We start from the raw sequence: 25,708 nt of genomic DNA on the forward strand, positions 1-25,708 counted from the left end.
TGGTGCAGCCCACATCTATTTATTCTTTTGCATCTATTGACTCCATGTGACCTTTTCTTGGTATGGTTCCACGTCATTTTGTGACGCTTGGTCAGATGGTTCTTATTCGGACAATAGGAGTACAAGCAGTGTCAAGGGTGCAATGGCTGAAAAGCCGTCAAAGCACGCAATCGCCACCAGGTCGTCGGATGTGGACTGCCGCGGTGGCCGCCGGGGCCGTGGTCGCCTCGCTGCTGGTGCCGGTCTCGGTGGCGGCCGCGGCGGGGCCGGACTGGTCGCGGAAGTGGTCGCCGCCGAACACGCCGCTGGCGAAGACGGCGTCGGTGGACGGCAAGGATGCGGCGCTGCTGGGAGCGGTGAAGCCGGCGCATCCGGTGCCGCCGGTGTGGCAGCCGGCGAAGCCGGTGGCGGTGCCGAAGGGGCACGCCGACGTCAGGCTCTCCAAGGCGCCTGCGGCAAAGCGGAGTTCGGGCGCCCCGGAGGTGGGTGAGGCGGCGCGGGCGGCGGGTCTGCCGGTCGCGTTGGCGCCGTTGGTGGGTTCGTCGGTGGCGGAGCAGTCGGTGGGGGTCGACGTGGTCGATCCGAAGGCGGCCGGTGCGGTGGGGATTCCGGGCCCGGTGGTGGCGCTGTCGCGGGCGGCCGGTGCGTCGGGGGAGGGTCCGGTGCGGGTCTCGCTCGATCTGGCGAAGCTCGCCCCGGCCTATGGTGCGGACTGGGCTTCGCGGGTGCGGCTGGTGGCGCTGCCGGCGTGTGCGCTGACGACGCCGCAGGACGCGGAGTGCCGCAAGCAGACTCCGGTGGAGTCGCAACTCGACCGTGCTTCGGGGCAGTTGACGGCCGATGTGGTGCTGCCCGGCGGTGACGGCACGGCCCGGACGCAGATTCAGGGTGTGGGCACGGCCTCCGCGCAGCAGGGCGTGGTGCTGGCGGCCGTGTCCGGCGCGTCCAGCGGTGCGGGCACCTACGCCGCGACGCCGCTGAACGTCTCGCAGGCGTGGGCGTCCGGCTCGTCCTCCGGTTCGTTCGGCTACAGCTACCCCGTTCAGGTGCCTCCAGGGCTGGGAGGGGGTGCGCCCAAGGTCGAGTTCGGCTACGACTCGGCGGCGGTGGACGGGAAGACCTCGTCCACCAACGCGCAGGCGTCGTGGATCGGTGACGGCTGGGACTACAACTCCGGTTTTGTCGAGCGCTCCTACCGGTCCTGCGCGAAGGCGGGGATCACGGGTTCGGGTGACGAGTGCTGGGCGGGGGCGAACCTGACGCTGTCGCTGGCGGGTCACTCGGGCGAGCTGGTGCCCGATGACTCCTCCTGCCAGAGCGGTGCGGCCGCGGCCATGGAGCAGTCGGCGTGCACCTGGCGGTTGAAGGGTGACGACGGCAGCAGGGTGCAGTTCCTGACCGGCGCCACCAACGGCACCTGGAACGGCTCCTACATCAAGCTGACGGACACGGCCGGGACGGTCTACTACTTCGGTCTGAACCACCTGCCCGACGCGTCCGGCAACCCGTCCACCAAGGGCCCGGACTCGGGTTCGGCGTGGACGGTGCCGGTGTACTCGCCCAACGCGGGTGACCCGTGCTACGACGCAGCGAAGGCCAAGTCGTCGTGGTGCCAGACGGGTTGGCGCTGGAACCTGGACTACGTGGTGGATGCCCACGGCAACCTGACCACCTACACGTACACCCCGGAGACGAACTCCTACTCCCGGGGCGGGGCGCAGAACAGCGGCACGGGCACGCTCACGCAGTACACGCGCGGCGGCGTCCTGCAGTCGATCGGCTACGGGCAGCTGCTGTCGGACCAGATCGGCGCGAACGGCGGCTACAACCCGGCGGCGAAGGTCGTCTTCGCGTCCGGCGAGCGGTGCGTGACCTCGATCCTGGCCTGCGACCCGGTCAACCGGACCGCCGCGCACGCGGGCGACTGGCCGGACGTCCCGATGGACCAGCAGTGCGCCGCCACCGGTGCCTGCACCGTCTACGGGCCGACGTTCTGGTCGACCAAGTGGCTCAACTCGGTCACCACGCAGGTGCGGTACAACGGCGCCTACCAGGACGTGGACTCCTACGCGCTCACCCACCGCTTCGTGAACGTGCAGAACGCGACGGAGAACACCCAGGTGCCGTGGCTGGCGAGCGTGCAGCGCACCGGCAAGGACACCCAGGCGTCGTCCACCCCCGTGACGCTGCCGCCCGTCTCCTTCACCGAGATGCTGCTGCCCAACCGGGTCGACGGCACCAACCTGGTCCCGTCGCGTCCGGCCTACAACCGGCCGCGCATCCAGCTGATCACCACCGAGACCGGCTCCACCATCGGCGTCGACTACTACCCGGCCGACTGCTCACGGGTGAACAACTCGATGCCGGGCTCCGCGGACAGCGACACCCGCTCCTGCTACAACGTCAAGTGGCACACCCCGAACGAGGCGCAGGGCGCCGACCCGGTCGACGACTGGTTCCAGCGCTACCCCGTCAAGACCGTGACCGTGACCCCGGGCACGCCCGGTTCCGCGCCGATGACCACCGCCTACAGCTACGGCAACGCGGCCTGGCACCGCAACGACTCCGAACTGACCGACGCCAAGGACCGCACCTGGGACGACTTCCGCGGCTACGCGAGCGTCACCACCGTGGCCGGCAACGGCAACGACGGGCCCAAGTCGCAGAGCAGCACCACGTTCCACCAGGGCATGGACGGCGACTACAAGGCCGACGGCACGACCCGCACGGTGAAGGCCGCGGGGTTGATGAGCGGTCAGGTCACCGACTCCGACTGGCTCTCCGGCCAGGCCCTGGAGACCGACACGTACACGCAGGCCGGCGGCACCGTCGCCGCCTACACCGTCACCACCGGCACCGGCCCGGCGACGACGGCCACCCACAACCGCACCGGGCTGCCCGCCCTGGTCGCCCGCTACGACGCCACCACCAGTACCGCCGTGGCCAAGTCGCTGAAGAGCGACGGGTCGTGGGTCGGCACGACCACGACCACGACGGGCGACGCCGCGCACGGCAACCGCGCCGTCTCGGTCCTGACCGTCGCCGACGGGGTGCCCGACACCTGCATCCGGATCTCCTACGCCGCCGGACCGGACCCGCAGGTCACCGCGTTGGTGTCGGAGGAGCTGACCGTCAGCGGCGCGAGTGCCTGCACCGCCACCGCCGGGCAGCAGAACACCGTCGCGTGGACCCGTACGTACTTCGACGGCAAGGCGCTGGGCCAGGCCGGTGCCAAGGCCGACGCCACCTCGACCGAGGCCGTCGACCACTACACCGGCGGCACGGCCGCGTTCACCGTCACCGGCGTCCGGACCTACGACGCCTACGGCCGGACCGTCAGCACCACCGATCCGAACGCCACCGACAACACCCACCAGAGTGGTGCCACCGTCACCACGGTCTTCGGCTCGCCCCAGGCGGGTGAGCTGCCCACCTCGGTGAGCGTCACCAGTCCGGCCCCGGCCGGAGCCCCGGACGCTGCCACCGGTCGCAGCGCCTCCACTGCTTTGAATAGTGCGCGAGGCCTCACCAAGGGCGCTACTGATGCCAACGGCCGTGTCACCACGATCGGTTACGACGCGTTGGGCCGGACCACCGCGGTGTGGAACCCGGGCCGCAGCACCTCGCTGTCCCCGAACACCGCCTACGCGTACGCGATCCCCGGCGTGGTGAACGGCCAGGTCGTCCCGCCGAGCACCAGCACCACCACCCTCGTCAGCACCGGCACCTACTCGGCCCTCACGTCGACGCAGATCATGGACGGCACGGGGCGGACGATCCAGACCCAGTCCCCGCCCGCCCTGTCGGCGTACTCCGGGCGGCTGCTGACCGACACCGCCTACGACTCGCAGGGCCGGGTGATCCGCGCCAACAACACCTGGTACAACGACGCGGCCCGCCCGGGCACCGTGCTCTACCAGGAGAGCAACACCCAGAAGATCCCGAACCAGACCCACACCGTCTACGACGGCCGGGGCCGCGCGGTCACCAGCGAGTTCGTGGCCTACGGCACCGTCCAGACCACCACGACCACGGCCTACCCCGGTGCGGACCGCACCGACGTGACCCCGCCCGCCGGGACCGCGCCGACCAGCACGGTGGTGGACGCCCTCGGCCGCACCACCCAGCTGTGGCAGTACCGCACGCCCACGGCGACCGGCAACCCGGCCGACGCCGACGTCACCACCTACACCTTCGACCAAACAGGCAGGCCCTCTAGCCATAAGGACGTAGTAGGCAACACCTGGTCCTACACCTACGACGTCCGTGGCCGGCAGACTTCGGTCACCGACCCGGACACCGGCACCAGTAGCATTGCGTATGACGCGGCCGGCCGGATTGCTTCCAGCACGGACGGCCGGGGACGGACCGTCACCACCAGCTACGACCTGCTGGGCCGTCGCACTGCCACCTACGACGGTGCGACCACCGACCCGGCCAAGCAGCTGACGGCGCGGACCTACGACACGGTGGTGAAGGGGCAGCCGACCTCCTCGACCCGGTACGTGGGCGGGGCGTCGGGTGCGGCCTACACGCAGACGGTCAACTCCTACGACACGACCTACCACCCGACCAAGATCACCACCACGGTCCCGGGTTCGGAGATCGGCTCCGCCACGCCGCTCAGCTACACCTACCAGGCGATCTACGACCAGGTCACCGGTCTGCTGCTGCAGGACAACCGGCCGGCCCTCGGCGGCCTGGCCTCCGAGCCGCTCACCTACAGCTACGAGGCCTACGGCCTGCTGGCCAACTACGGCACCACGAACGCGTCGTACGACCTGTCCAACGACTACGACGCCTACGGCCGTCCGGTCCGCACCACGGTCAACCCGTACGGCACCCAGATCGTCGTCACGAACGCCTACGACGAGTCGACGGGCCGTCAGCTCTCCCAGTTCGTCGACAAGCAGACCGCGTCGACGGGCGCGGTCCAGCAGACCACGTACGCCTACGACGCCTCGGGCCGGGTCACCGGCATCCGCAGCATCCCGGACAACACGCCGTCGGCGACCGACCTGCAGTGCTTCTCCTACGACTACCTCAGCCGCCTCACCACCGCGTGGACGGACAAGGGCGCCCTCACCATGGCCCCGAACCCGGCGGTCGGCGGGCAGGGCGCCTGCGCCAACACCTCGCCCACCAGCGGCGCGGTCGCCCCGGCGACCAACACCGTCGGCGGCAGCGTCCCCTACTGGCAGGACTACACCTACGACCTGACCGGCAACCGCAAGACCCTCACCGTCCACGACCCGTCCGGTGACACCGGCAAGGACGCCGTCACCACCCAGACCTTCACGGCGGCCGGGACGGTCAACAACGGCAGCGGCGCGGGCGGCCCGCACGCCCTCACCGGCACCGGCACCGTCGTCAACGGCGCCACCGACATCAGCGGAAGCAGCAAGTACGACGCCGCCGGCAACACGGTTGGCCAGTACACCAACAAGACTGGCACCACCGCCTACGACTGGAACACCGAGGGCAAGCTCGAGCGCGACGCCCCGCCCGTCCAGATCCAGGGCATCGGTGGCAAGTGCCTGGCCCTGCAGGGCGGCAGCTCCGCCGCGGACACCCCGGCGGAGATCGTCAACTGCACCAGCGGCGGCGGCCAGAAGATCGCCACCACCGGGAACCTGCTCAAGGTCCTCAACAAGTGCCTCACCGCCGCCGGCACCACCCCCGGCTCGGCCGTCACCCTCCAGACCTGCAACGCAAGCACGGCGCAGACCTGGACCCCGCAGCCCAACGGCACGATCACCAACGGCGCCGGCACCAACCTGTGCCTGGCCGTCCCCGGTGACGTCACCACCTCGGGCACCGACACGGTCGTCGCCACCTGCGGCACCACCACGATCCCGGCCGGCCAGAAGTGGACCGTCCCCGACAACACCACCACTTACCTCTACGACGCCGACGGCAACCAGCTCGTCCGCCGCAACCCCGGCAAGACCACCATCACCCTCGGCAACGACGAACTCGTCTACGACACCGCCGCCAAGACCACCGTCGGCACCCGCTACTACACGATGCCCGGCGGCCTGAACCTGGTCCGCCAGGGCACCACGTCCACCTGGCAGATCAACGACCACCACGGCACCGGCAACCTCGCCCTCGACGGCACCACCCTCGCCGAGACCCGCCGCCCCACCGACCCGTTCGGCAACCCCCGCGGCACCCAACCCGCCACCTGGGCCGGCACCCACGGCTTCGTCGGCGGCACCAAGGACGACACCACCGGCCTCACCAACCTCGGCGCCCGCCAGTACGACCCCCGCACCGGACGCTTCATCAGCCCCGACCCGGTGCTGGTATCGATCGATCCTCAACAGTGGAATGCTTACGCCTATAGCAATAATAGCCCTGTTAATCAGAGTGACCCCAGTGGCCTGCGCCCAGAAGGATCATGCGGTGGGGCGAGTAGCCTCTGTGCCACTTATTCAGACTCTGGAAACACGAAGATATCCCAGGTTGTTGTCGAGCAATTTCGTCCGCATGAAGATGGGGGTTGGGATTATGCGGCAACAAAAATGTCACTCACTCCCAATGACGCCAATGCGGACAAGCAGCGCCTCAAGCGAAGTGGCCCCAAGCCTGGCGGAATCCAAGGCGGGAGTAATCAGTATCCCGTAACGGCCTACCCGGACATGATTGCCAGGGCGTCGGCGGGCCGCCCTCCGCTTGCCACCTGGCAGAAAATTACCGTTGGGGTTGCCTCTGGTGCTGCTCTTGCAGTGGCAGCGGCCCCTGTTGTATCTGTTGCCGGACCTGCATGTCTGGCTGCCATTATGGCGTGTGCAGCGGGAGCGGCCGACCTACTCAGCGGGGAGGCTGCAGCGGGCTCCACCGCTCTTGCTGGTGCTACAGTACTGGCGGGTAAGCTGGGCGCAGGAAAGAAAGCCAGCGAGACGGTCACATTCTGTCTCAGTAGCTGTGTAGCGGCTGATGCGCGACGCCTTGAGGCCAAGCTCATCGCCGAAGAGATCTCTGGTGCCGATGGCCATGCATTTGAAAAGCATGTAATTGCAAAGGGCGAGTTTCCTGAAATTCGAACCCGGGCCCAATTTTCTGCCATGATAGAAAATGTTGTGCTGAATGGTGAGCGCAGGGTGGGCGGTGGTGGTCGAAGTGCATACTGGCTCAATGGTGTCATCGTGATCAGAAATCCGAAAGCCCGTGATGGCGGGACTGCTTTTGCGCCAGATTCTGGGCGTGATTATTTCACAAGGAACTTTCAGGCCGAATGAGGAGTTTTCATGGAGATTGAAGATCGAGGCCGGGAAATTTTTGCAAAAATCCCAAGGGATGAATTCTTTCTCATTGTCTCCCTGATGAGTGAAGCCCTCGAAACTGGGGATGAAAGAGATTTTGAAACCCGCGTCGGTGCTTCGATGCAGCAGGTGAGAGATCTCTTGGACAGCATTCCGGAACTTCCCTTGAATGCCGGTGCTTAATATTTGAAAGTATGGGGCGGTTTGCCCGGTCCCATCGGGATTATCCGATGGGACCGGGCACTGTTATTGGCCTCGCCCGTAGTCGGATTTGGCCTTTGTATGGCCAGATCACTGGATCGTGTGCTGTGGGGAAGGCGGAGCACGTGCAGGTCGTCTCGCAGTGCTGGATCACTGAGCCTTTTCGGGGTGGCCACCGATCGGGTGATGGCCGGGGGCGCGGGACGAGCGCAGAACGAACAAGGCCCCCGAGTTGTTGATCTAGATGTCTCACGTCTCAAGCGATCAGCCAGAAAGCCTCGTTGGTCGCTTGCCCTGCCGCACACGCTCGTCGAGTCGGTCGCCATGCTCATCGTCGCCCGTGAGGGTGGCCACCGCTGCAAACTCCGGCCTTCGCAACGGGCCTTGGTCACGCTGGTGTATCTGCGAAAGTACGACCCTTTCGCGCAGATCGCGGCCGGCTTCGGGCCCAGCGCCGGCGCCATCGCCAAGGCCCTGATGCCGGGCAAGGACCCGGGCGGCATCATCATCACGATGCTGATCGGCATTGCGGGCGGCCTGCTCGGTGGCTGGCTCGGCAAGGTCATCTTCGGCGTCGACTCCATCGACGGTTTCTTCGACCTCTCCACCTGGATCGCGGCCGTCGTCGGCTCGCTCATCCTGCTCGTGGTCTACCGGCTCGTCACCGGAAACCGGCACAGCCGCGCCTGAAGGACCCGCGCGCCCGTGAGGCCGGCCCCCGGCACCGGGGGCCGGCCTCACGCCGTGTCCCGGCCGAGCGCGCCGGCCAAAGACGTGTGCGGCCTGACCGACCACCAAGACGAGAAGAGAGCTCTCGGCCTCCCTGCCCCGGACAGGGGCCGGCGGAATCACCGATCGCCGAATTCCCCTCCCGGTCGCCCCCTCGTCGGGCCTGACGGGATTCGGAAGCATTCCTGACCGCACCATCGGGGCCACGGAAATTTCCCGTCCTCCACAGTCGGCGGCATGGCCGCGCGATACCGGGGCAGGCGGCCTCCCGTACGGAGACCGTACGGAGAACGGGAAAGCTCGAAGCAAGGAGGCGCCGGATGGCCGAGGCAATGTGGGGTTACGAGGGTGCCGAGGGCTACGCCGCGGGCGTGGACCTGACGGGATACCGGGTCGAGGCGACGGACGGCCACATCGGCAAGGTCGACAACCACACCGTGGACGTCGGCGCGGGCTACATCGTGGTGGACACGGGTCCGTGGATCTTCGGCCGCGAGGTGCTGCTCCCGGCGGGCACCGTCACCCGGGTCGACGACGCGGAGAAGACGGTGTGGGTGAACCGCACCCAGGACGAGATCAAGAACTCGCCCGAGTACGACAAGGACAAGCACGCCGAGGACCCGGCCTACCGCAACCAGGTCGGCGGCTACTACGGCGGCGGCGCCTACTGACCCGCCCGCACCCAGGCCGCTCGGGCCCCGCGTCCTCAGGACGCGGGGCCCGAGCGTTTGGCCCGGCCGCCATCCGACCGCCCCGCCGACCTCCGAGCCGCACCCTCCGTCCCGTCACCGGGCAGCTGCGGCGGGCAGCCCGTCGAAGCGCGCGCCGGGCGGGAGCGGCCAGAGCGCTCCGAAACCGTCCTGCCGCCGGGCTCGGCCGAGTGGACCCCCTTGGTGGACGGTTGCCGGAGACGGGTGTCGTGACCTGGCATGCGGTCAATTCCTCGGCTTCGTGCGGCGCGAGCTGCGATCTTCCGGCAGGAGCAGGGCAAGGGGCACCGCCCCGGACCGTCCGATCCCGATCGGAGGCCGGTGTCCTTCTGGTGGGGTGGGGCGTTCGTCCCCGGTCCCCGGTCCCCGGTCCCCGGTCCCCGGTCCCCGGTCCCCGGTCCCCGGTCCCCGGTCCCCGGTCCCCGGTCCCCGGTCCCCGGTTGTCGGGGCGATGGCGCCGACGTCACCCGATCCGGTTGAGCGGCGTGCCGCGGGGGTTCGCCGATGGCGGCGGCCGCGAAGACCGGCATCGGCGAGGGCACCAATGCCCGCTCGTCCGGAACCGGCGTCCGGGCGCCCCTGCGCGAGAGTGCGCCGGACAGCGGCCTCCCGCCCGCACCTCACACGGCTTCCAGCCCGGCCGCGAAGCCCCGGCAGCCCGGCACTGGAGCCTAGATCTCCCAGGCCACGCCGAGGGCCTCCCGCTGCGCGACCTGCTCCGCGCTGAGCTTCGCCCGGCGGGCCTTCTGGTTGTTCAGCCAGGCCCCCAGCGCGACATCCCTCGGACCCCGAGCCCGGCCCCGCCCCTCTCGGCCGCAGGTCGGAGCCGGACGGCGGTCGATGTGCTCCTGGCACTACACCGTCCGGGTCGTCCTGCTGCGTCCGCAGTAGTCCGGAATGCCTGCCCAGGGCCGACGCCGACGAGACGCCCGCCGACGCAGGATGGCCATGCTCCGGAAGCCCCTGGCCGTGACGGCCGGGCAGCGCTCCCGGCCACCGATCCCGCCCGACGCCCGTAGTCCGGCATCCGGCATCCCACGTCCGCCGACCGACATCCGAAGGAGTCCGCTCTCCCGTGGCCACTTTCCTGTACCGCCTGGGCCGATGGGCCTTCCTCAGGCGCCGGCTGGTGACCTTGCTCTGGGTCGCCCTGCTGGCCGCCGTGGGGGTGCTGGCCGCCAAGGCGCCCGCCGCCCCCGACGACGGCTTCGCCATGCCCGGCACCGAGGCGCAGAAGGCCTTCGACCTCATGGACGAGCGCTTCCCCGGCGCCATGTCCGACGGTGCCTCGGCCCGGATCGTCTTCGTCGCGCCGTCCGGCCAGAAGATCACCGCCACCGAGAACCGGCAGACGGTCGAGAAGACGGTCGCCGAGCTCGCCCACGGCGAGCAGGTCCTCGGAGCCGCCGGACCGTTCAAGACCGGCGCCGTCTCCCAGGACGGCACCACCGCCTACGCGACGATCAACTACGACGCCAAGCCCGGCAAGGTCTCCACCGGGGCCACCGACGCCCTGGAGCAGGCCGCCCAGCACGCCCGGGACGCCGGCCTCACCGTGGACATCGGCGGCACGGCCCTGATGGCCGGCGGCGAGGCGGGCGGTTCCGCCGAAGCCATCGGCATGGCGATATCGGCCGTCGTCCTGGTGATCACCTTCGGCTCGCTGCTGGCCGCCGGACTCCCGCTGCTCACCGCGGTGATCGGCGTCGGCCTCGGCATCGCGCTGATCACCGGGCTCGGCAGTGTGCTCGGACTGTCCAGCACCACCAGCACCCTGGCAATGATGCTGGGCCTCGCCGTCGGCATCGACTACGCGGTCTTCATCGTCTCCCGCTACCGCGCCGAACTGCTCGACGGGTACGCGCCCAAGGAGGCCGCCGGACGGGCCGCCGGCACGGCCGGATCGGCCGTGGTGTTCGCCGGGCTCACCGTGATCATCGCGCTGGCCGGGCTCTCCGTGGTGGGCATCCCGCTGCTCGCCAAGATGGGCCTCGCGGCGGCCGGCACCGTGGTGATCGCCGTCCTGGTGGCGCTCACCCTGGTCCCCGCGCTGCTCGGCTTCATCGGTCAGCGGGTGCTGCCGCGCAAGCTCCGCAACCCGCGGCGGGCCGCCGCGGCGGGCGCCGGTGCCCGCTCCAACGGGGGGACCCGCTGGGCCCGGTTCGTGCTGCGCCGCCCGGTCGCCGTCCTGGTCGGCAGCGTGATCGGGCTCGGCGTGCTCGCCCTGCCCGCCCTCGACCTGCGGCTCGGCCTGCCGGGCGACGAGGCGAAGCCCACCTCCACCACCCAGCGCCGTGCCTACGACCACCTCTCCGAGGGCTTCGGCCCCGGCTTCAACGGTCCGCTGACCCTGCTGGTCGACGCCAAGGGCGTGGCCGATCCGAAGGCCGCCGCCCAGCAGGTCGGCGACGCCGTGAAGGGCCTGCCCGGGGTGGTGGCCGTGACCCCGGCGGCCTTCAACCAGGCCGGGGACACCGCCCTGGTGACCGCGATGCCGGCCACCGGCCCCAGCGAGGCCGCGACCACCGACCTGGTCCACGCCATCCGGGACAAGGCGCCGGGCCTCAAGTCCGCCACCGGTGCGACCGTGCTGGTCAGCGGCCCGACGGCGATGAACATCGATGTCTCGCAGAAGATGAACGACGCGCTGCTGCCCTATCTGGCGGTGGTGGTCGGCCTCGCCGTGGTGCTGCTGCTGGTGGTCTTCCGCTCGGTGCTCGTCCCGCTCAAGGCCGCCGCCGGCTTCCTGCTCTCGGTGACCGCCGCGCTCGGCGCCGTCGTCGCGGTCTTCCAGTGGGGCTGGCTGGCCGAGCTGATCGGGATCGAGCAGACCGGCCCGGTGATGAGCATGATGCCGATCTTCATGATCGGTGTGGTGTTCGGCCTGGCGATGGACTACGAGGTGTTCCTGGTCACCCGGATCCGCGAGGCCTATGTGCACGGCGAGGAACCCGGCGAGGCCGTGGTCACCGGCTTCCGGTACAACGCCCGGGTGGTCACGGCCGCCGCGCTCATCATGATCAGCGTCTTCGCCGGCTTCATCGGCATGAACGAGCCGATGATCAAGATGATGGGCTTCGGCCTGGCCGCTGCCGTCGCCTTCGACGCGTTCGTGGTCCGGATGGCGATCGTCCCGGCCGCCCTCGCCCTGCTCGGCCGCCGTGCCTGGTGGCTGCCGCGTCCGCTGGAGCGGATCGTCCCCGACATCGATGTCGAGGGCGCCGACCTCAGGACCGAGCCCCCGCTTCCCGCCACTCCCGGCGACGGGACCGGTACCGAACCGGCCCGCCACTCGGCCGGCGTCTGAGCACCCCGCCCCGCCGCGATCCCCCGGGACCGCGGCGGGGCGGCCCGTGTTCCGGCCGCCGTGCCCGACCGGTCAAAATGGTACGAAACATAGTGGAACCGCAAGACCGGGTACTGCATCCGCAGTACCCGCCGCACGGCACCCGCCCTACCGCCCGTCCCCCGCCGAACCGTCCGGGCCCGTGGAGAACCGAGCATGACCGACACCTGGCCGCGCCGCGTCCGCCGCCGCTACCCCCGCCTGCTCGACGCGCTGCTCGTGCTCGGTGTCCTCACCGCCACCGCCGGCACCACCACCGTCGACCGCCTCGGCAACCACCTGGAGCCCAACCCGCCCGCGCTCGCCCTGGCCGTGGTCTCCAGCGCCGCCGTGCTCCTCCACCGCAGCCATCCCCGGGCACTGTTCGGGATCACCTTCACCTGCGCCCTGGCCATCTGCTTCGTCACGACCCAGCTCAACGCCGGACTGGTCGCGCCGCTGATCGTCGCGCTCTACGTCCTCGCGGTCCACACCGACCGCAGCACCGCGCGCACCGCCACCGCCGTCGCGGCCGTGCTGCTCACCGGCGCCACGTACGTCGCCGAGCCCGGTGCCCCGATCGGCGCCCGGATCGGCTTCGTCGCCTGGATCCTGCTGCCCGGCGCCATCGGCGACTCCGTCCGCACCCGCCGCGCCCACCTGGCCGCCATCGAGGAACGCGCCGAACGGGCCGAGCGCACCCGCGAGGAGGAGGCCCGCCGCCGGGTCGCCGACGAACGCATCCGGATCGCCCGCGACCTGCACGACGTCGTCGCGCACCACATCGCGCTCGCCAACGCCCAGGCCGGGATCGCCGTCCACCTGCTCGACCGCAACCCCGCCCAGGCCCGCGAGATGCTCAGCCACCTCACCGACGCCACCGGCTCCGCGCTGCGCGAGCTCAAAGCCACCGTCGGCCTGCTGCGCCGCGCCGACGACCCGGAGGCCCCGCTCGAACCGGCCCCCGGCCTGGACCGGCTGCCCGACCTCGTCGACACCTTCGAACGCGCCGGACTGCCGGTGCGCCTCACCGTCGAGGGGGAGCGGCAGCAACTCTCCCCGGGCGTCGACCTCACCGCCTACCGGATCCTCCAGGAATCCCTGACCAACGTGGCCAAGCACGCCGCCGGCAGTGCCGCCGACATCACCCTGACCTACTCCGGCGGCCGGTTCCTGCTGACCGTCGCCAACGACCGCCCGCCGCGCCCGGCCCCGCCCGCGTCCGCCCCGGCCGGCGGCGGCTTCGGCCTGATCGGCATGCGCGAGCGCGCCGCCGCCGTGGGCGGGCGCCTCACCGCCGACCGCCGGCCCGGCGGCGGCTTCCTGGTCGCCGCCGAACTGCCCCTGCGCACAGCCGCCCGAGAGGAACCCGCGTGACCATCCGAGTACTGCTCGCCGACGACCAGGCCCTGCTGCGCGGTGCCTTCCGCGTCCTGATCGACGCCGAGGACGACATGGAGGTGGTCGGCGAGGCCGCCGACGGCCGGGAGGCGGTCGACCTGGCCCGGGCCACCCGCCCGGACGTGGTCCTGATGGACATCCGGATGCCCGGCGTCGACGGCCTCTCCGCCACCGCCGCCATCTGCGGCGACCCCGACCTCGCCGGTACCCGGGTGCTCATCCTCACCACCTTCGAGATCGACGAGTACGTGTCCCAGGCCCTGCGCGCCGGCGCCGGCGGCTTCCTCGGCAAGGACGCCGAACCCACCGAGCTGCTCGCCGCCCTGCGCCGGGTCGCCGGCGGTGAACCGCTGTTGTCGGCCGCCGCCACCCGCGCCGTCATCGACCGCCTGCTCGCCCAGCCCGACCCGGACCGGGGCCCGGCCGCCGCGCCCGAACGGCTGGCCGCCCTGACCGCCCGTGAGCGCGAGGTGATGGCGATGGCCGCCACCGGTCTCGGCAACGAGGAGATCGCCGCCCGGATGTACGTCAGCCCCTTCACGGTGCGCACCCACATCCACCGGGCGATGTCCAAGCTCGACGCCCGGGACCGGGCCCAGCTCGTCGCCCTCGCCTACCAGACCGGCCTGGTCCGGACACCCCGCCCGGCCTCCGAGCCGAACGACTGATCAGCACGGCCGGTGATCAGCACCGCTCCGGGGGACGACACCCGACGGCCGCATCCCTACGGTCCGGACCTATGTCGAGGAGACGACGGCCCACCGACCCGCTGAGAACCGTCGGCGCCGCGCTCGCCCCGGCCCTGGCCGGAGCGACCGCCGACGCCTGCGCCGCCTGCGCCGTGCCGACGCAACCGACCGCGCCACTGGCCTGGACCGACTGCCCCGCCGACCCGTCCGGCCTCGGTGGACCCCCGGCTGCGCTGCACCACCCTGAAGGTGCCGCTGGACTGCCGCGAGCCGGGCGGGCGGACCGTCGAGATCGCGGTGTCCAGACTCCCCGTCGCCAGGCCGGGGCTGCCGCCGCGGGATCCTGGTTCACAACGGCGGCGGCCCGGGGGTGGCGAGCCTGCACTTGCCGAGCGCCCAGGAGCCCGGCTGTCCGCAGGAGGTCCTGGACCGCTACGAGCCGGTGGGGGCAGGACGGGGGAGCGGCGGTTCGCAGGTCAGGTGTCGGCGGTGGGCGGCTGTTGGCCCGGATGGTCCGCGCGGAGTTGTTCGTTGATGCGCAGGGCTTCTTCGAGTTGGTCCTCGAGGATGATGATGCGGCAGGCGGCGTCGATGGGGGTTCCCTGGTCGACGAGGTCGCGGGCGCGCATCGCGATGCGTAGCTGGTAGCGGGAGTATCGGCGGTGGCCGCCCTCGGAGCGCAGCGGGGTGATGAGACGGCGTTCGCCGAGGGCGCGCAGGAAGCCGGCGGTGGTGGCGGTCATCTCGGCGGCGCGGCCCATGGTGTAGGCGGGGTAGTCGTCGTCGTCGAGGGAGTCGGGGGTATGCGGTCGGATGGTTGCCGTGGTCACTGCACCTCTTCGAGTGGGGTTTCAAGAACGCGTGGAGGGGCCCCGGCGCCGTTGCGGCTCCGGGGCCCCGAAGGGAACTTCACCATCTACCGGCCTGGGCCGGGTTCCTTGTTCCGCATCGTCCCAGGTGAGGGAGCTGCGGGGATCGCGTATGCGTGACCGGAAACCACCGTCCTTCGTTCCTGAGGGGTCTGCGGTGTCCGCCCGGACGGGAAGTGCTTCATCTCACGGGCCGGGCGATCCTGATGGCGCTTGCGCCCTCCGTTCTTCCTCTGCGTCGACTGACTTCCTGCGAAATGCTGGCACTGCGCACTGACTGGTACTGCTCGGTACTGCCGCTGCCGGACTTCCCAGCACGCGCGCCCGCAGTCCGGCGCCTTTGCTGGGGCCCTGCCTGCTTTCACCTGCCGGTGACTGCGGATCGACTTCACCTGCTTGCCGCGGTACCGCTGATCTGTGACCCCTGATCATTGCGGGCCACCTGGCACGGCCGCCAGTCCCGTCGCCGTCCTGCACCTTCGCTCGGCTCCGTGACTCCGCCGCCGCACCGGTTCCTGCGTCACTGCTCCGCGCCCACCTGCCCGGCGCGCACATCGGCACTGCTGTCCTGCCGGCCCTGCTCACTGCGGCACCGCTCGTCGGCGGCCCCTGATCACCGCGGGCCGCCCGGTCCGGTCGCCCGTGCTGTCGCCGTCCTGCACCAACCCTGGCTTCAGCGCACCGCAACCGCACCGACCTGCGAACTTCGTTGAAACTCCCGCCAGTTCATGTCTGGCGAGCCCTTCCGGCTGCTGGCTATGAGAGAAACATTAACCACGCCCGACGGCAATGTCTACTTCGGCCGGGATAGATTTTTCAGTGTTCGAAGGGGAGATAGTCTTCAGGCCCGCGCGCGGGCCGAACACACCGGGCGCGACCGGGGACAACGCGCAGGAGGGTGAACGGTGGAAGGAACCCGGGACACGCCGGCAGCTCGCACACCCGTCCCCCGTGCGCGAGAACCCCTGCTGACCGCCCTCGCCGAAGCCGTCCACGACCACGACGAACGGACCCTGCGCCGACTGCTCGCACGCCTGGCCGAACAAGTCACCCTCGCCGACCTGCCCGCCCTCCGCGACGCCCTCGCCGCCGCCCGCCGGCCCCGCAACCGGCGCCCCCGGTAGCCACCCCGCCCGCAGCATCCGGCGAAGTCCGCGACGCCGCCGACGCCTGCGGCCTGCTGAAAACGGACTGCTCCCGCGAGCACCTGCTGGGCCCGGTGCGGCCGGACGGCTGGCGGCGCGGCGTCCCAGCGGTCGGCACCCGGATTCAGGAGGACGGCGAGGCCGCGCTCTACCTGGCCGCCGCCGAGACCGGCACCGACCCGGCCGAGATCGGCGCCGGCCACATCCGCGCCCTGTACACCGAGGCGTCGAGGGGCCCGGCCTTCCTGGACTCCCGGGCGACCCGGCTGACCGCCCTGGGCCACGACCTGGACGACGCCGCCTTCGACCCGGTGACCGCCTGCTGGCAGGTGCTGCGCCACGACCACACCGTGCCGGACACTCCGGGCCGGTCGTTGGACGCGACGGAGGCGGTGGACACCGACCTGCTGATGTCGCGTCACGGCCCCGGCCTGCTGGAGGGCCTGGGCTTTGTGCTCAGCGACCACATGAGGCGGGTCGCCGCCCGGGCCGCCGACCCGGCTACCGCCGCCTGGTGGCAGTCCTGACCGGCGCCCGGGTCTACGGCTCCGAGCCCGGCGAGGACCCCGGCCCCGAGCCGGGGCACGAGTACCGGGAGCTGGTCGGCGGACCCCTCGACGGCCGGCTGGTCGACGTCACCGGCTGGGCCCCGGACGAGCTGGAGTGCGGCGCCGCGCTGATCACCCCGCTGGGCCACTACGGCGCTGGGGGCCGCGCCCACTACGAGCCGCGCCCCGGCGATCCGCTCCGCTGGGACTGGGAAGGCGACACCCCGTAGCCCGACCCCGCTACCGCCGCCCGCACCACCGGCGCAGCAGCGCCCGGGCGGGGACCAGCTCCAGCGCCATCTCGGCGAGCAGCGCCCACTCCGGCGGGAGGAACGGCGTCAGGACGAGCATCCCGATGCCCTTCACCACCGCCTCCTCCGCGGCCCGCTCCGCCCCGGCCCGCAGCGCCGCCGACCACGGCACCCAGGGCGCGCCGCACGAGGACCGTGGTGCCGCCGGCCACCAGGACGGCCCCGGCCAGGACCACCACCGCGGGAATCCCCCGGGCCTGCGCCTCGTGGGCCAAGACCGCCGTCACGGCCGCCCACCCGAAGTGCCTCGCTTCTGCCGCTGTCGCCATGTTCCTGCTCCGCTCCGGTACGGGAGCGGGCACCTGGAGCCGCTCCTCGCCCCTTCCGTGGGCTCGGAGCAGAAGGGACAGCAGCCGAAGGAGAAATCGGTTCGTCGGTGTCACGCGGGTCCTCCCGGGCACGGTGCCGCGCACCTTCTGCGCGGCAGCGGCAGCGGCAGCGGCAGGGAGGATGGAGGACCGGCACACCTAACGTCGCGCCCTCCCGCCGGCCGGACCCGGGTCTGGGCCGTGCGGGTGCTTCCGGTGCCGGACACGGGCCCCGGTCGGCCGGTCGCCGGCGGGGTGGTGCCTCGGGGGTGACGGCGGGTCAGGCTGGGGCATGAGTACCGACCGCCGCCCGCTGGGCCTGCCGCTCCGCCTGCCGCGGCGCCGCGCCCGGCTGGCTGCACACTGTGCAGGCGGGCGGCGGGCGGCGGGCTGGGCGCGTATCAGTTCTGGTGGCCGGGGACTGCGTGCACCTCGTCCCAGAGAAGATCGTCGGGCTCGGCAATGAAGACCGGGACGGGGTAGACCCCCACAAGCTGGACCTGGCCGTTGTCCTGACTGTCAGAGACCGCCTTGATCGTCATCGCCTCGGCCCTGATCAGAGCTTCCAGTGGGGAGATGATCTCGTCGATCTCCGGAAGACCCAGCGAGGCCACCTCCAGCGCCTGCAGGACCGTCTCCGTCTGCACGTCGACCATCTCGGCGGCCGCCCTGTTCAGATGGATGACGTAGTAGACGACCACGAAGAAGTCCTGCGTCTCGCAGTAGACCTGCGGCACGTCCTCATCCAGCCTGTCCAGAACGAACGCCTCCCGGGCCTCACCTTCCAGCCCCAGCTGCGCCGCCTTCCTCTCCCACTGCGGCCGGACGGCCTCCAGCAGCTCGGGCCCGGACAGACGCGGCCTCGCCCGCACCTCCAGCACCCCGCGCGCCAGCGCCTCCACATCCAGGTCCGCCGCCGGGCCTTCGAAGCCCTCGATCCCCTTCCATCGCTCCACGTGCTTCCGGAGCTCGGCGGCCTTCTCCCGCACCCGCTCTTCTGTGACCGTGTGATCCGACATGACTCCTGCCTCCCCTGCTGCTCCCAGGCATCAACCCCTCCATTGAAGGATGGGATCTGCCATCCGCCCAGCAGGCGATCCGGTCAGTTTTCCGGCCACAGCGCCGATGGATGGTTCGCCGAGCGGTCCCGGTCCCGCGCTGTGCCCGCTGTGCCCGCGCCGGGTGCCGCAGGCCACCACCCCCGCCCGCGCGCCGTTCCGGCCGGTGCCGCGGGCCCGGCCCCGGACCCGCACCTCCGCAGGGCCGCCAGGCCTCGGCCCCGCACTGCCCACGGTGCGGCTGCCAGCCCGGCACTCCGCCGCGGCCGCAGGCCGCCCGCGCGAGAACGGGGTGGGGCCGCGGGCGGGTGCGGGCGGTGCGGTGCTGTGCCCCGGCCTGCGTTCGTCCCCCGCCCACAGGCCGGGTGCTGCTGCTCCTGGTGCCGTCTCTCCGGGGCCGGGGGGTGAAGTCCGTGACAGCTCTTGCATCTCGGCCCCGAGTCGGTGACACCTCTCGGGGCCGCCCTTGGCGCCCGTCGCCGTCGCGGCCGATGCCGGGGCCGGCCTTCGCCCGCTGCGCACCGGCACCCGCCGCCGGTGCCACAGGACGCCGCCCCCTGCACCTGCCGCCCGCCGCTTCCGGCCCTGCGGAGCCCGCAGGGCCCACCCTTCCCCGGTGGACGGGATCGAGCCCGGGCGCGCTCCCGTGCGGCGCCCGCTGGGCCGCGGCTACCTCGCCGAGCGGGACTGAGCGCCCCGGCCCCGCGGCACCCGCTCGCCCGGCCGGCCGGGAGGTGCCCGGCGACGCCCGGCAGGCCGGTCGGCGACACCCCGATGGCACCCGGACGGGCCGCCCGGGCCCCGGGAAGCGACGCCAGGACCGCCGAAGCCGTGAATGCGCATTCTCGAAAAGCATTCTGGTGCTGCTCCGGGCACATTGATGGCCGACTCTCGAAATTACGGGTCCACCTCTGTCCGCCGTGCCCGTAATTCCTGCTGCGGGCCGTTTCCGGGCACAGTCCGGATTGCTCCTGGGGCAAGGGCAGGATGAATTCCGGGTTTCGTCCGGGCCCTGTGCGGATCGGTCGGAATCTGTCGGGTCGGGTCCGGTCCGCGCCCACGGGGCCCGGGAGGCCGGTTCCAGGGCCAGCTGTTGTGAGCACCTGCCGGGAGCCCGTGCCCGGCCGTGGCCCGACCCGCCGCCCCGCCTCCGTCGACGGGTCCGTCCCGGCCGGCACCGTCCCGGCCGCTGCCAGGGCGGTGCCGGTGGTCGCGCTCGGCCGCTGTCGCCGTGCCCTGCGGTTGCCCAGGGGTGTTCGGCTCGACCCCGGGCCCCGCCCGGCCCGGCCCGGACCTTTGACAGTTGGCCTTGACCGATTGGCAGGCGGTCTTGACCGGCGGCGGTGACGGACTTCGGATTCGGTCCGCTCGCACGGGAGGCCTTGTCGGCCGTGGAGCGGAGGGCCACGCTGTGTGTCATGGGGGATTCTTTGCGTCGTCGCCCGATCGCCGTCTTGTGGGCGCTTGGGCGGTTCGTGATCGCTGCTGCGGCTCCGGTCGCGGCGGTGGTGGCCGCCTCGTGGGCGGTGGCGGCCGTGTACCAGCGCACCGCCGAGTGGCCGTTCTTCCTCGCCATGGTCGTCATCGGGCTGGCCGCCACGCTGGTCCTGGGCACCGTTCTGGGCCTCGCCGCCATCCGTGAATCCGTCCCGCGAAGCGTCATGGCGGCCGGCGTGGCCGCAGTCGTACTCGCCGCGCCCGCCTATGCGTCGCTCACACTCGGCTGGACCGACCGGCAGGTGATGCACGAGCGCGGGGTGGCGGTCACCGGCACCGTGGAGGCGCGGTGGCGTGAGGGCAACGACGGTGGCGGCATCGACCCGGGCCCGAGGCTCTACCTCACCGCCCGCACACCTGACGGGGCCCTTTGGACCCTGGAGGCCGACCAGGACGAGGACCGCCCCGAGGTCGGCAGGCCGGTGGTCTTCACCTACGACCCCCGCGGCGAGGTCCGCACCGCGCTCGGCCCCGTTCCCGGCACACCGCCCTGGATCGCCCGGACGATCGCCCTCTACATCCTTTGCGCCGGATCCCTCATCGCCGCCCTCGCCTGCGCGCTACCCGACTCCCGCCGTCCGGAGCAGCGATCCGAACACACCTGACCGCCGGGCAAGACCACCTGTCAATCGGTCAAGGTCGCATGTCACAGGCCCGGCACCGGGGCGTGCCCGCGCTGCCGGGGCCAGCTGCGCGAGTTCGAGGGCGACCTCGGGGCGCTGTGCCGCGCCGACGCCGGGATCCTGGTGTGCGGCCTGTGCGGCACCGACGAGTCGATCCGCGAGGGCCTGCTGCACGAGCCCCCCGGTCCCGCCCGAGCACCGGCCCGTCGCCGAACTCCTCACCTACATCCCCGCCCACGTCCCCGGCCGAGCCCACCCGCGCCCTCTACGGGCCCGCTGCCCGTTCCCTGACCTGTTGGCCCGTTCTCGTCGACGGCACCGTCCCGGGCTGCCGACGAGAGGGCGCCGGTGATCACTCGTCGTCGGCCGCCGCTGTGTTCCCGGCCCGCTCTCGCCAGTGGGCGAGATTGTGGCGGATGGTGAGGGTGTCGGGGCGGTCGGGGCCCAGGACGCGCAGATAGTCCGCAAGCAGGTCCGCGATCGCGGTGGTGGCGCCCGCCACGTCCCCCGCCTGCCCCCGCCAGCGGGCGAGGTTGCCCCGGGTGGTGAGGGTGTCGGGGTTGTCGGGGCCCAGGACGCGCAGACGGTCCGCGAGCAGGTCCGCGAGCGCGGCGGCGGCCCCCGCTGCGTCCCCCGCCTCCCCCCGCCAGTGGGCGAGGTTGTGTTGGGCGTTGAGGGTGTGGGGGTTGTCGGGGCCCAGGACGCGCAGATAGTCCGCGAGCAGGTCCGCGAGCGCGGCGGCGGCCCCCGCTGCGTCCCCCGCCTGCCCCCGCCAGTGGGCGAGGTGGTGCCGGGTGGTGAGGGTGTCGGGGTGGTCGGGGCCCAGGTGGTGTGCGGTGGTGTCGGTGAGTGCCTGGAAGTGGTCGCGGGCGGCGTCGGCCCGGCCGCTCTCACCGAGGCTTCGTCCCGCCCGGAACAGCACCGTGTGGGCATCGGGCCGGTACAGGGCACCAGGGGCGTGGCCGACAAGGACGTCGGGCCGGTGGAGGATGTCGGTGTTGGCGCGCAGGGCCCGGGCCAGGGCGGTGTCCGTCTCGATCTCGGGCCAGGCGGCGAGCAGGGCGTCGGCGGCGGTACGGGTCAGGCGTTCGCGCTCCTCCTCGTGGAGGGTGTCGCGCACCGCGCGTTGGACGAGCTGGTGGACCCGAACGGCCTGGTGGGGGGTGGCGGGGTCATGGGTGATGAGGCCGAGCCTGTGCAGCACCCGCAGCGCGGCCACCGCCTGCGCCTGCGTGACCACGGCGGCGTCGGCATCGTCGGCGTCGGTGTGGGCGGCGGCGGTGAGGTGTTCGAGGGCGGGGGTGCTGGTGAGGACGGCCTGTGGGATGCCGTTGGGGTCGAGGAACGCGGCCAGGTGCAGCATCGGGCGGGCGAGACCCGCCGGGTGGAGGGTGTCGGCGTGCTCGATCGACAATGCCCAGGCAGCGGCGGCGATGTGGGCCTGGTCGTCGGGCAGCGGTCCGGGGGCGGCGTCGGCGAGAGTGCGCGTGCGGTCGGCGAGCAACCGCCGGTAGGCCGCGCAGGAGATCCCGGCGTCGACGAGGTACGCGGCGGCCTGCGACAGCGCCAGAGGGAGGTGTCCGAGGTCGGCGGCCAGCGCCCGCAGTTCCTCCTCGGTCTCGGTCCGGCCGCAGGCGGCGAGAGCATCCGTGAGGTAGGCGACGGCTTCGTCGGGGGTGAAGAGGCCGACCTCGACCACGCGCCGCCCGCCCCCGGACAGCACCGCGTCCCGGCGGCGCGTGGTCACCAGCGTGCGGCCGTGCGGGCTGGGCGGCGGCCACCAGCCCCGCAGGTCGTCCGGGTCGGCGACATCGTCGAGGACCACCAGCCACCGGCACGGCCGCCCACCGGACTTGGGCTCCAGCCAGGCCAGGAACGCCCCCGCCGCCCCCTCCGGCTCGGCGCCGAGGAGTTCGGTGCCGGCCTGCGCGTACCCGGCCGCCACCGCCTCGCCGCTCACCGCCGTGATCCACACCAGCACATCCAACTGCCCGCTGCTCCAGGCGGTGCGCGCGTACTCCGCGGCCAGCTGCGTCTTGCCGACCCCGCCCAGCCCGGTCAGCACCCCGCTCGCCCGGACCCCGCCGGCTTTGCCGCCGACCACCGCAGTCCCGCCGCCCTCCAGCACCACGGCCAACCGCTGCGCCTCGGCCCGGTCCTGGAAGGCCCCGGCCTGTGGCGGTATCCGGCCGACCTGGTGCGGCCACACGGCCGTCCGGCGCGGGGCGGCGTGTTCGTGCCGGTGCTGGTGCACCTCGCCGATGGTGTGGGCGGCGGCGCTGCCGCTGCCGGACGCGACGATCGACATGCCGGACCCGGTGCCCAGCGGTTCCGGACCGTCCTCGTCGATGCTTCCCACGACAACCCCCACCCGGCCGACGCAACCCCCGAACCGGACGCTACCCGCGAACCCGCGCCCCGACCGGACTGTCGACCAACCCGTTACCCACCCCCGTCCTCCCGCATCCGCCCCGCCCCTTCCACATCCGCACCGCTCCGTCCGCGGCCCGGGCGGGAGCGCGGAAGGAGCGGTCGGCCGGGCTGGCCCCCACCGGCCTGGTCCAGGGTCCGGCCGCCTCTCCCGGGCGGCCGACGGCGTCCGGCCGGACTCGGAGGAGACGACGATGGCGTTCGACGGCGAGCACGACCAGGGCGAGCAGGAGGAGCAGGGCGAGGCGGACCCGTTCGGCCCGGACCTCGAGGAGGAGGACGGCTGCGAGCTGCTCGCCACCGGCGTGTGGACCCAGTACGGGTGGTGCCCGCGCTGGTGCGTATCGCCCGCCCCAAGCCGCTCCCGGCCCCGCCGCCGGTCGACCTCGGCCGCTGCCGCGGCACCCGGGACTGCCTGGACGGCGAGTGCTGGTGCGGCGAGCCCCTCACCGCCGACTACCTCCTCCCCGACGGCTGGAGCGGCGGCTGGGAGGAATAGCCATGAACGCCCGACGCGTGCAACGGCACGGGCGAGTCGTTCCGGACGCCTGCTGCCGATCTGTCCGAGCATTTGCTCGGGGTTGCCCGAGGTCGGACCGGGCAGCGCTCTCCTTCGCCCTGTCGTGCCAGGGGGCAGCCCTGCTGCATCCCGCTTTCTGCCGGGCGCTGTGAGATGCGGCTATCTGCTGCACTGCTGTTCGAGCAGCGCCATGTCCGCGTTGACATTCGCGATGGGCACACTGGTGTCGACGGCACCCTGCGCGCCCAACGCTATTTCAAGCCTTCCGAGATCGGTAGAAAGCTGCGAGAGCGATTCCAGCAGCTCGGACTTCATTCGAAAGTTACCGATTGTGAGAGGCAAGATCGAGTTGGAAGCTTCTCTGGCTGCGGTCAGCACTTCTTCCTGAGGTCCCACCGCGTTGGTTCGGTAGGTGTCGATGATGGCGTGGATCTGGGCGCACCCGCGCGGTGGCACGGCCGGTGGAGCCACGGGCTCCCTTCCTGCCCGTGATGCGAGGTAGGTGATGCAGAAGGCGGCGACGGCGGTGGCGATGACGACGCCGAGGACAGTTGGCCACCGGCGGGCAGACACTTCACGCGGCACCGGCCGCAGCGGCCGGGCACGACCAGTCCCTTCACCCGACTCCGTGCTCTCGGCGTCGACATCCCCGAACACATGCACCACGTGCGCCGGGGCGAATAGAAGCCAAAGGGCAGGAGTCTTCACCAACGTTCCGATGGGGCTGAAGCCCTTACCACCCCGGGGCGGTTGAAGACCGACAAGGGAAGCCAGGTAGCGTCGCCACCACGAAACTTCCGGTCCGGGGCGCTGGAAGGCCGGTTCGCCGCGACGGCCGCGATCGGTCAGCGAGGCCAGGTAGCGATCGCCGAAGCTCACCGCCCCGCCTCCTCAACCGGCACGGCTACGCCCGCCTCGCCGGGTGCCGCCGGCTCCTCACCCCGCAGAACCGACTGCGCGCCGGTGAACGACCCGATCTGCCGCAGCAGGGCAGGCGCCGAGGCCCCGGCCGCCACCGCGGCGTACAGACCGGTGACCTGTGAGTGCAGCAGCCAACCGGTAGCCGCGCCCAGCGCGATCCTGCTCAGGCCCGCAGCGATGTCTGCGGAGGGATCGATGTAGCGCCGCAGCGGCGGCATCCGCCGCCGCCGATCCTGACGCGCCAAATGCCGCGCGGCCTGCCAGGCCAGCAAGCGCCCGTTGGTGATGACCAACTCCACCAGCGCACCCCCGACCGCCCCGTACCCGACCGCCTCGGCCCAATCCAACTCCGCTCCTCCCCAAGCAGGTTGACCCCCAGCCCAGCGAGCATTCCGCATTGCCTGAACCAGGACAACACCCCTATGCCCGGCAAGACCCCCACCCGGCCCTGTCCTGCCTGATTACCGGCCTACTTGTGGCCTGGTCCCGACTGGCTTGTGCCGCGGCCCAAGGCGACGGCGACGTCCACAGGGGAGACCGGCGTGGACAGTTCGAGCTCCCACCCCACCAAGCTCTGCTCACCGGCGGTTGGATCGGTCTGCGGGATGCGGGTGGTGCTCGGGCCGACCAACGCCGCCCCGGCCCGACGAAGGGCACGGTCGCGCCCGCCCTCGGTCCCCCGCGCCCGCATACTGCAAGGATTCTTGCAGTATGCGCTTCCGGTTTTCTGAATTCCGGTCCAAGGAATTCCCGCCATGGGCCGTTTTCCTTTCCCCATTAGACTCGGATATCGACCTTTCCGGAGTGAGGCGGATTCGGGGGTGCGGTGGTTTTCGCGTCAGGTCGGGGGGACGCCCCGCCCAACCCGTCCCCTTCCCGCTCTGATCACTGTGTGTCACGTCAGGCGGTCCCTGTCCCGTTGTTCGGCCGGCCCGGGGTGCCCGTCCCGATCCGCCCACGTGCATGCCGGAACGATCAAGGCGACCCCGCCCCACCCCCTAGTCAGCCCGGCCGAAGGCCGCTACCCCGTCAGCCATACTCCCAGCTCAACCAGTTAATCTTCCGTCAACCGCTCCGGCCGCCGGAGCGAAGCGGAGGCGCGCCCAGGCCGAGCGCGAAGCGCCGGCCAACCCCCGCGAAGCGGGGGTACCGTCC

General features: G+C 71.6%; 18 protein-coding genes and 1 pseudogene. 13 read left to right on the plus strand and 6 right to left on the minus strand.

What is annotated here, in order from left to right; all coding sequences use genetic code 11:
- The first annotated feature begins 188 nt into the window (after positions 1-188).
- The 8 genes and pseudogenes from ACIQBJ_RS31815 to ACIQBJ_RS31850 all read left to right on the plus strand — a co-directional run bounded on the left by ACIQBJ_RS31815 (position 189) and on the right by ACIQBJ_RS31850 (position 14,302).
- Positions 189-7,244, plus strand: coding sequence for an RHS repeat-associated core domain-containing protein (locus ACIQBJ_RS31815; RefSeq protein WP_400717583.1), 7,056 nt, complete (start codon positions 189-191; stop codon positions 7,242-7,244).
- A 9-nt stretch (positions 7,245-7,253) separates the two neighbouring features.
- The gene (locus tag ACIQBJ_RS31820) at positions 7,254-7,451 is read left to right on the plus strand and encodes a hypothetical protein (RefSeq protein ID WP_400717585.1); all 198 of its coding nucleotides are present in this window, start codon (positions 7,254-7,256) and stop codon (positions 7,449-7,451) included.
- 342 nt (positions 7,452-7,793) lie between these two features.
- A pseudogene (locus tag ACIQBJ_RS31825) lies at positions 7,794-7,928 on the plus strand (transposase family protein); the annotation flags it as partial.
- Positions 7,929-7,946: 18 nt separating this feature from the next.
- Complete coding sequence (locus ACIQBJ_RS31830; protein ID WP_400717631.1) at positions 7,947-8,159, plus strand: GlsB/YeaQ/YmgE family stress response membrane protein; 213 nt, start codon at positions 7,947-7,949, stop codon at positions 8,157-8,159.
- Positions 8,160-8,518: 359 nt separating this feature from the next.
- Positions 8,519-8,869 carry a PRC-barrel domain-containing protein gene (locus ACIQBJ_RS31835; protein ID WP_400717588.1) on the plus strand — a complete coding sequence of 117 codons (351 nt, stop codon included), beginning with the start codon at positions 8,519-8,521 and terminating at the stop codon, positions 8,867-8,869.
- Positions 8,870-9,983: 1,114 nt separating this feature from the next.
- Positions 9,984-12,215 carry an MMPL family transporter gene (locus tag ACIQBJ_RS31840; RefSeq protein WP_400717591.1) on the plus strand — a complete coding sequence of 744 codons (2,232 nt, stop codon included), beginning with the start codon at positions 9,984-9,986 and terminating at the stop codon, positions 12,213-12,215.
- Positions 12,216-12,410: 195 nt separating this feature from the next.
- Complete coding sequence (locus ACIQBJ_RS31845) at positions 12,411-13,610, plus strand: sensor histidine kinase (protein WP_400717594.1); 1,200 nt, start codon at positions 12,411-12,413, stop codon at positions 13,608-13,610.
- Entirely contained in the window at positions 13,607-14,302 is a 696-nt protein-coding gene (locus ACIQBJ_RS31850) for a response regulator (protein ID WP_400717596.1), read from the plus strand. Before ACIQBJ_RS31845 ends, ACIQBJ_RS31850 begins: the two co-directional genes overlap by 4 nt.
- 497 nt (positions 14,303-14,799) lie before the next feature.
- Here ACIQBJ_RS31850 and ACIQBJ_RS31855 read toward each other — a convergent pair whose 3' ends face one another.
- Positions 14,800-15,084, minus strand: coding sequence for a MerR family transcriptional regulator (locus ACIQBJ_RS31855; protein ID WP_400717633.1), 285 nt, complete (start codon positions 15,082-15,084; stop codon positions 14,800-14,802).
- Between the two features lie 1,013 nt (positions 15,085-16,097).
- Here ACIQBJ_RS31855 and ACIQBJ_RS31860 point away from each other — a divergent pair.
- From ACIQBJ_RS31860 to ACIQBJ_RS31870, 3 genes are all read left to right on the plus strand, one after another.
- Positions 16,098-16,316 carry a hypothetical protein gene (locus ACIQBJ_RS31860; protein ID WP_400717599.1) on the plus strand — a complete coding sequence of 73 codons (219 nt, stop codon included), beginning with the start codon at positions 16,098-16,100 and terminating at the stop codon, positions 16,314-16,316.
- A 95-nt stretch (positions 16,317-16,411) separates the two neighbouring features.
- Positions 16,412-16,864, plus strand: coding sequence for a hypothetical protein (locus tag ACIQBJ_RS31865; RefSeq protein ID WP_400717601.1), 453 nt, complete (start codon positions 16,412-16,414; stop codon positions 16,862-16,864).
- Entirely contained in the window at positions 16,852-17,115 is a 264-nt protein-coding gene (locus ACIQBJ_RS31870; RefSeq protein WP_400717603.1) for a hypothetical protein, read from the plus strand. Before ACIQBJ_RS31865 ends, ACIQBJ_RS31870 begins: the two co-directional genes overlap by 13 nt.
- Positions 17,116-17,125: 10 nt before the next feature.
- Here ACIQBJ_RS31870 and ACIQBJ_RS31875 read toward each other — a convergent pair whose 3' ends face one another.
- Positions 17,126-17,308, minus strand: a complete 183-nt coding sequence (locus tag ACIQBJ_RS31875; RefSeq protein ID WP_400717606.1) for a hypothetical protein — start codon at positions 17,306-17,308, stop codon at positions 17,126-17,128.
- A 597-nt stretch (positions 17,309-17,905) separates the two neighbouring features.
- Positions 17,906-18,523 (minus strand): hypothetical protein, encoded by a 618-nt coding sequence (locus ACIQBJ_RS31880; RefSeq protein ID WP_400717608.1) that lies wholly within the window; start codon positions 18,521-18,523, stop codon positions 17,906-17,908.
- A 1,382-nt stretch (positions 18,524-19,905) separates the two neighbouring features.
- Between ACIQBJ_RS31880 and ACIQBJ_RS31885 the strand changes: the two genes are divergently transcribed.
- Positions 19,906-20,664: a hypothetical protein gene (locus ACIQBJ_RS31885; protein ID WP_400717610.1), complete on the plus strand. Its 759-nt coding sequence runs from the start codon at positions 19,906-19,908 to the stop codon at positions 20,662-20,664.
- A gap of 370 nt (positions 20,665-21,034) precedes the next feature.
- On the opposite strand, the gene ACIQBJ_RS31890 is transcribed toward ACIQBJ_RS31885, so the two are convergent.
- Positions 21,035-23,041 carry a tetratricopeptide repeat protein gene (locus ACIQBJ_RS31890; protein WP_400717613.1) on the minus strand — a complete coding sequence of 669 codons (2,007 nt, stop codon included), beginning with the start codon at positions 23,039-23,041 and terminating at the stop codon, positions 21,035-21,037.
- Between the two features lie 378 nt (positions 23,042-23,419).
- On the opposite strand from ACIQBJ_RS31890, the gene ACIQBJ_RS31895 reads away from it, so the two are divergent.
- Complete coding sequence (locus tag ACIQBJ_RS31895; RefSeq protein ID WP_400717615.1) at positions 23,420-23,611, plus strand: hypothetical protein; 192 nt, start codon at positions 23,420-23,422, stop codon at positions 23,609-23,611.
- A gap of 180 nt (positions 23,612-23,791) precedes the next feature.
- On the opposite strand, the gene ACIQBJ_RS31900 is transcribed toward ACIQBJ_RS31895, so the two are convergent.
- A complete protein-coding gene (locus tag ACIQBJ_RS31900; protein WP_400717618.1) occupies positions 23,792-24,511 on the minus strand; it encodes a hypothetical protein in 720 nt (239 codons plus the stop codon).
- Positions 24,508-24,900: a hypothetical protein gene (locus ACIQBJ_RS31905; protein ID WP_400717621.1), complete on the minus strand. Its 393-nt coding sequence runs from the start codon at positions 24,898-24,900 to the stop codon at positions 24,508-24,510. The genes ACIQBJ_RS31900 and ACIQBJ_RS31905 overlap by 4 nt, the downstream gene beginning before the upstream one ends.
- Between the last annotated feature and the right edge of the window lie 808 nt (positions 24,901-25,708).

The sequence above is a fragment of the Kitasatospora sp. NPDC088391 genome, assembly GCF_044753345.1.
Classification (GTDB): domain Bacteria; phylum Actinomycetota; class Actinomycetes; order Streptomycetales; family Streptomycetaceae; genus Kitasatospora.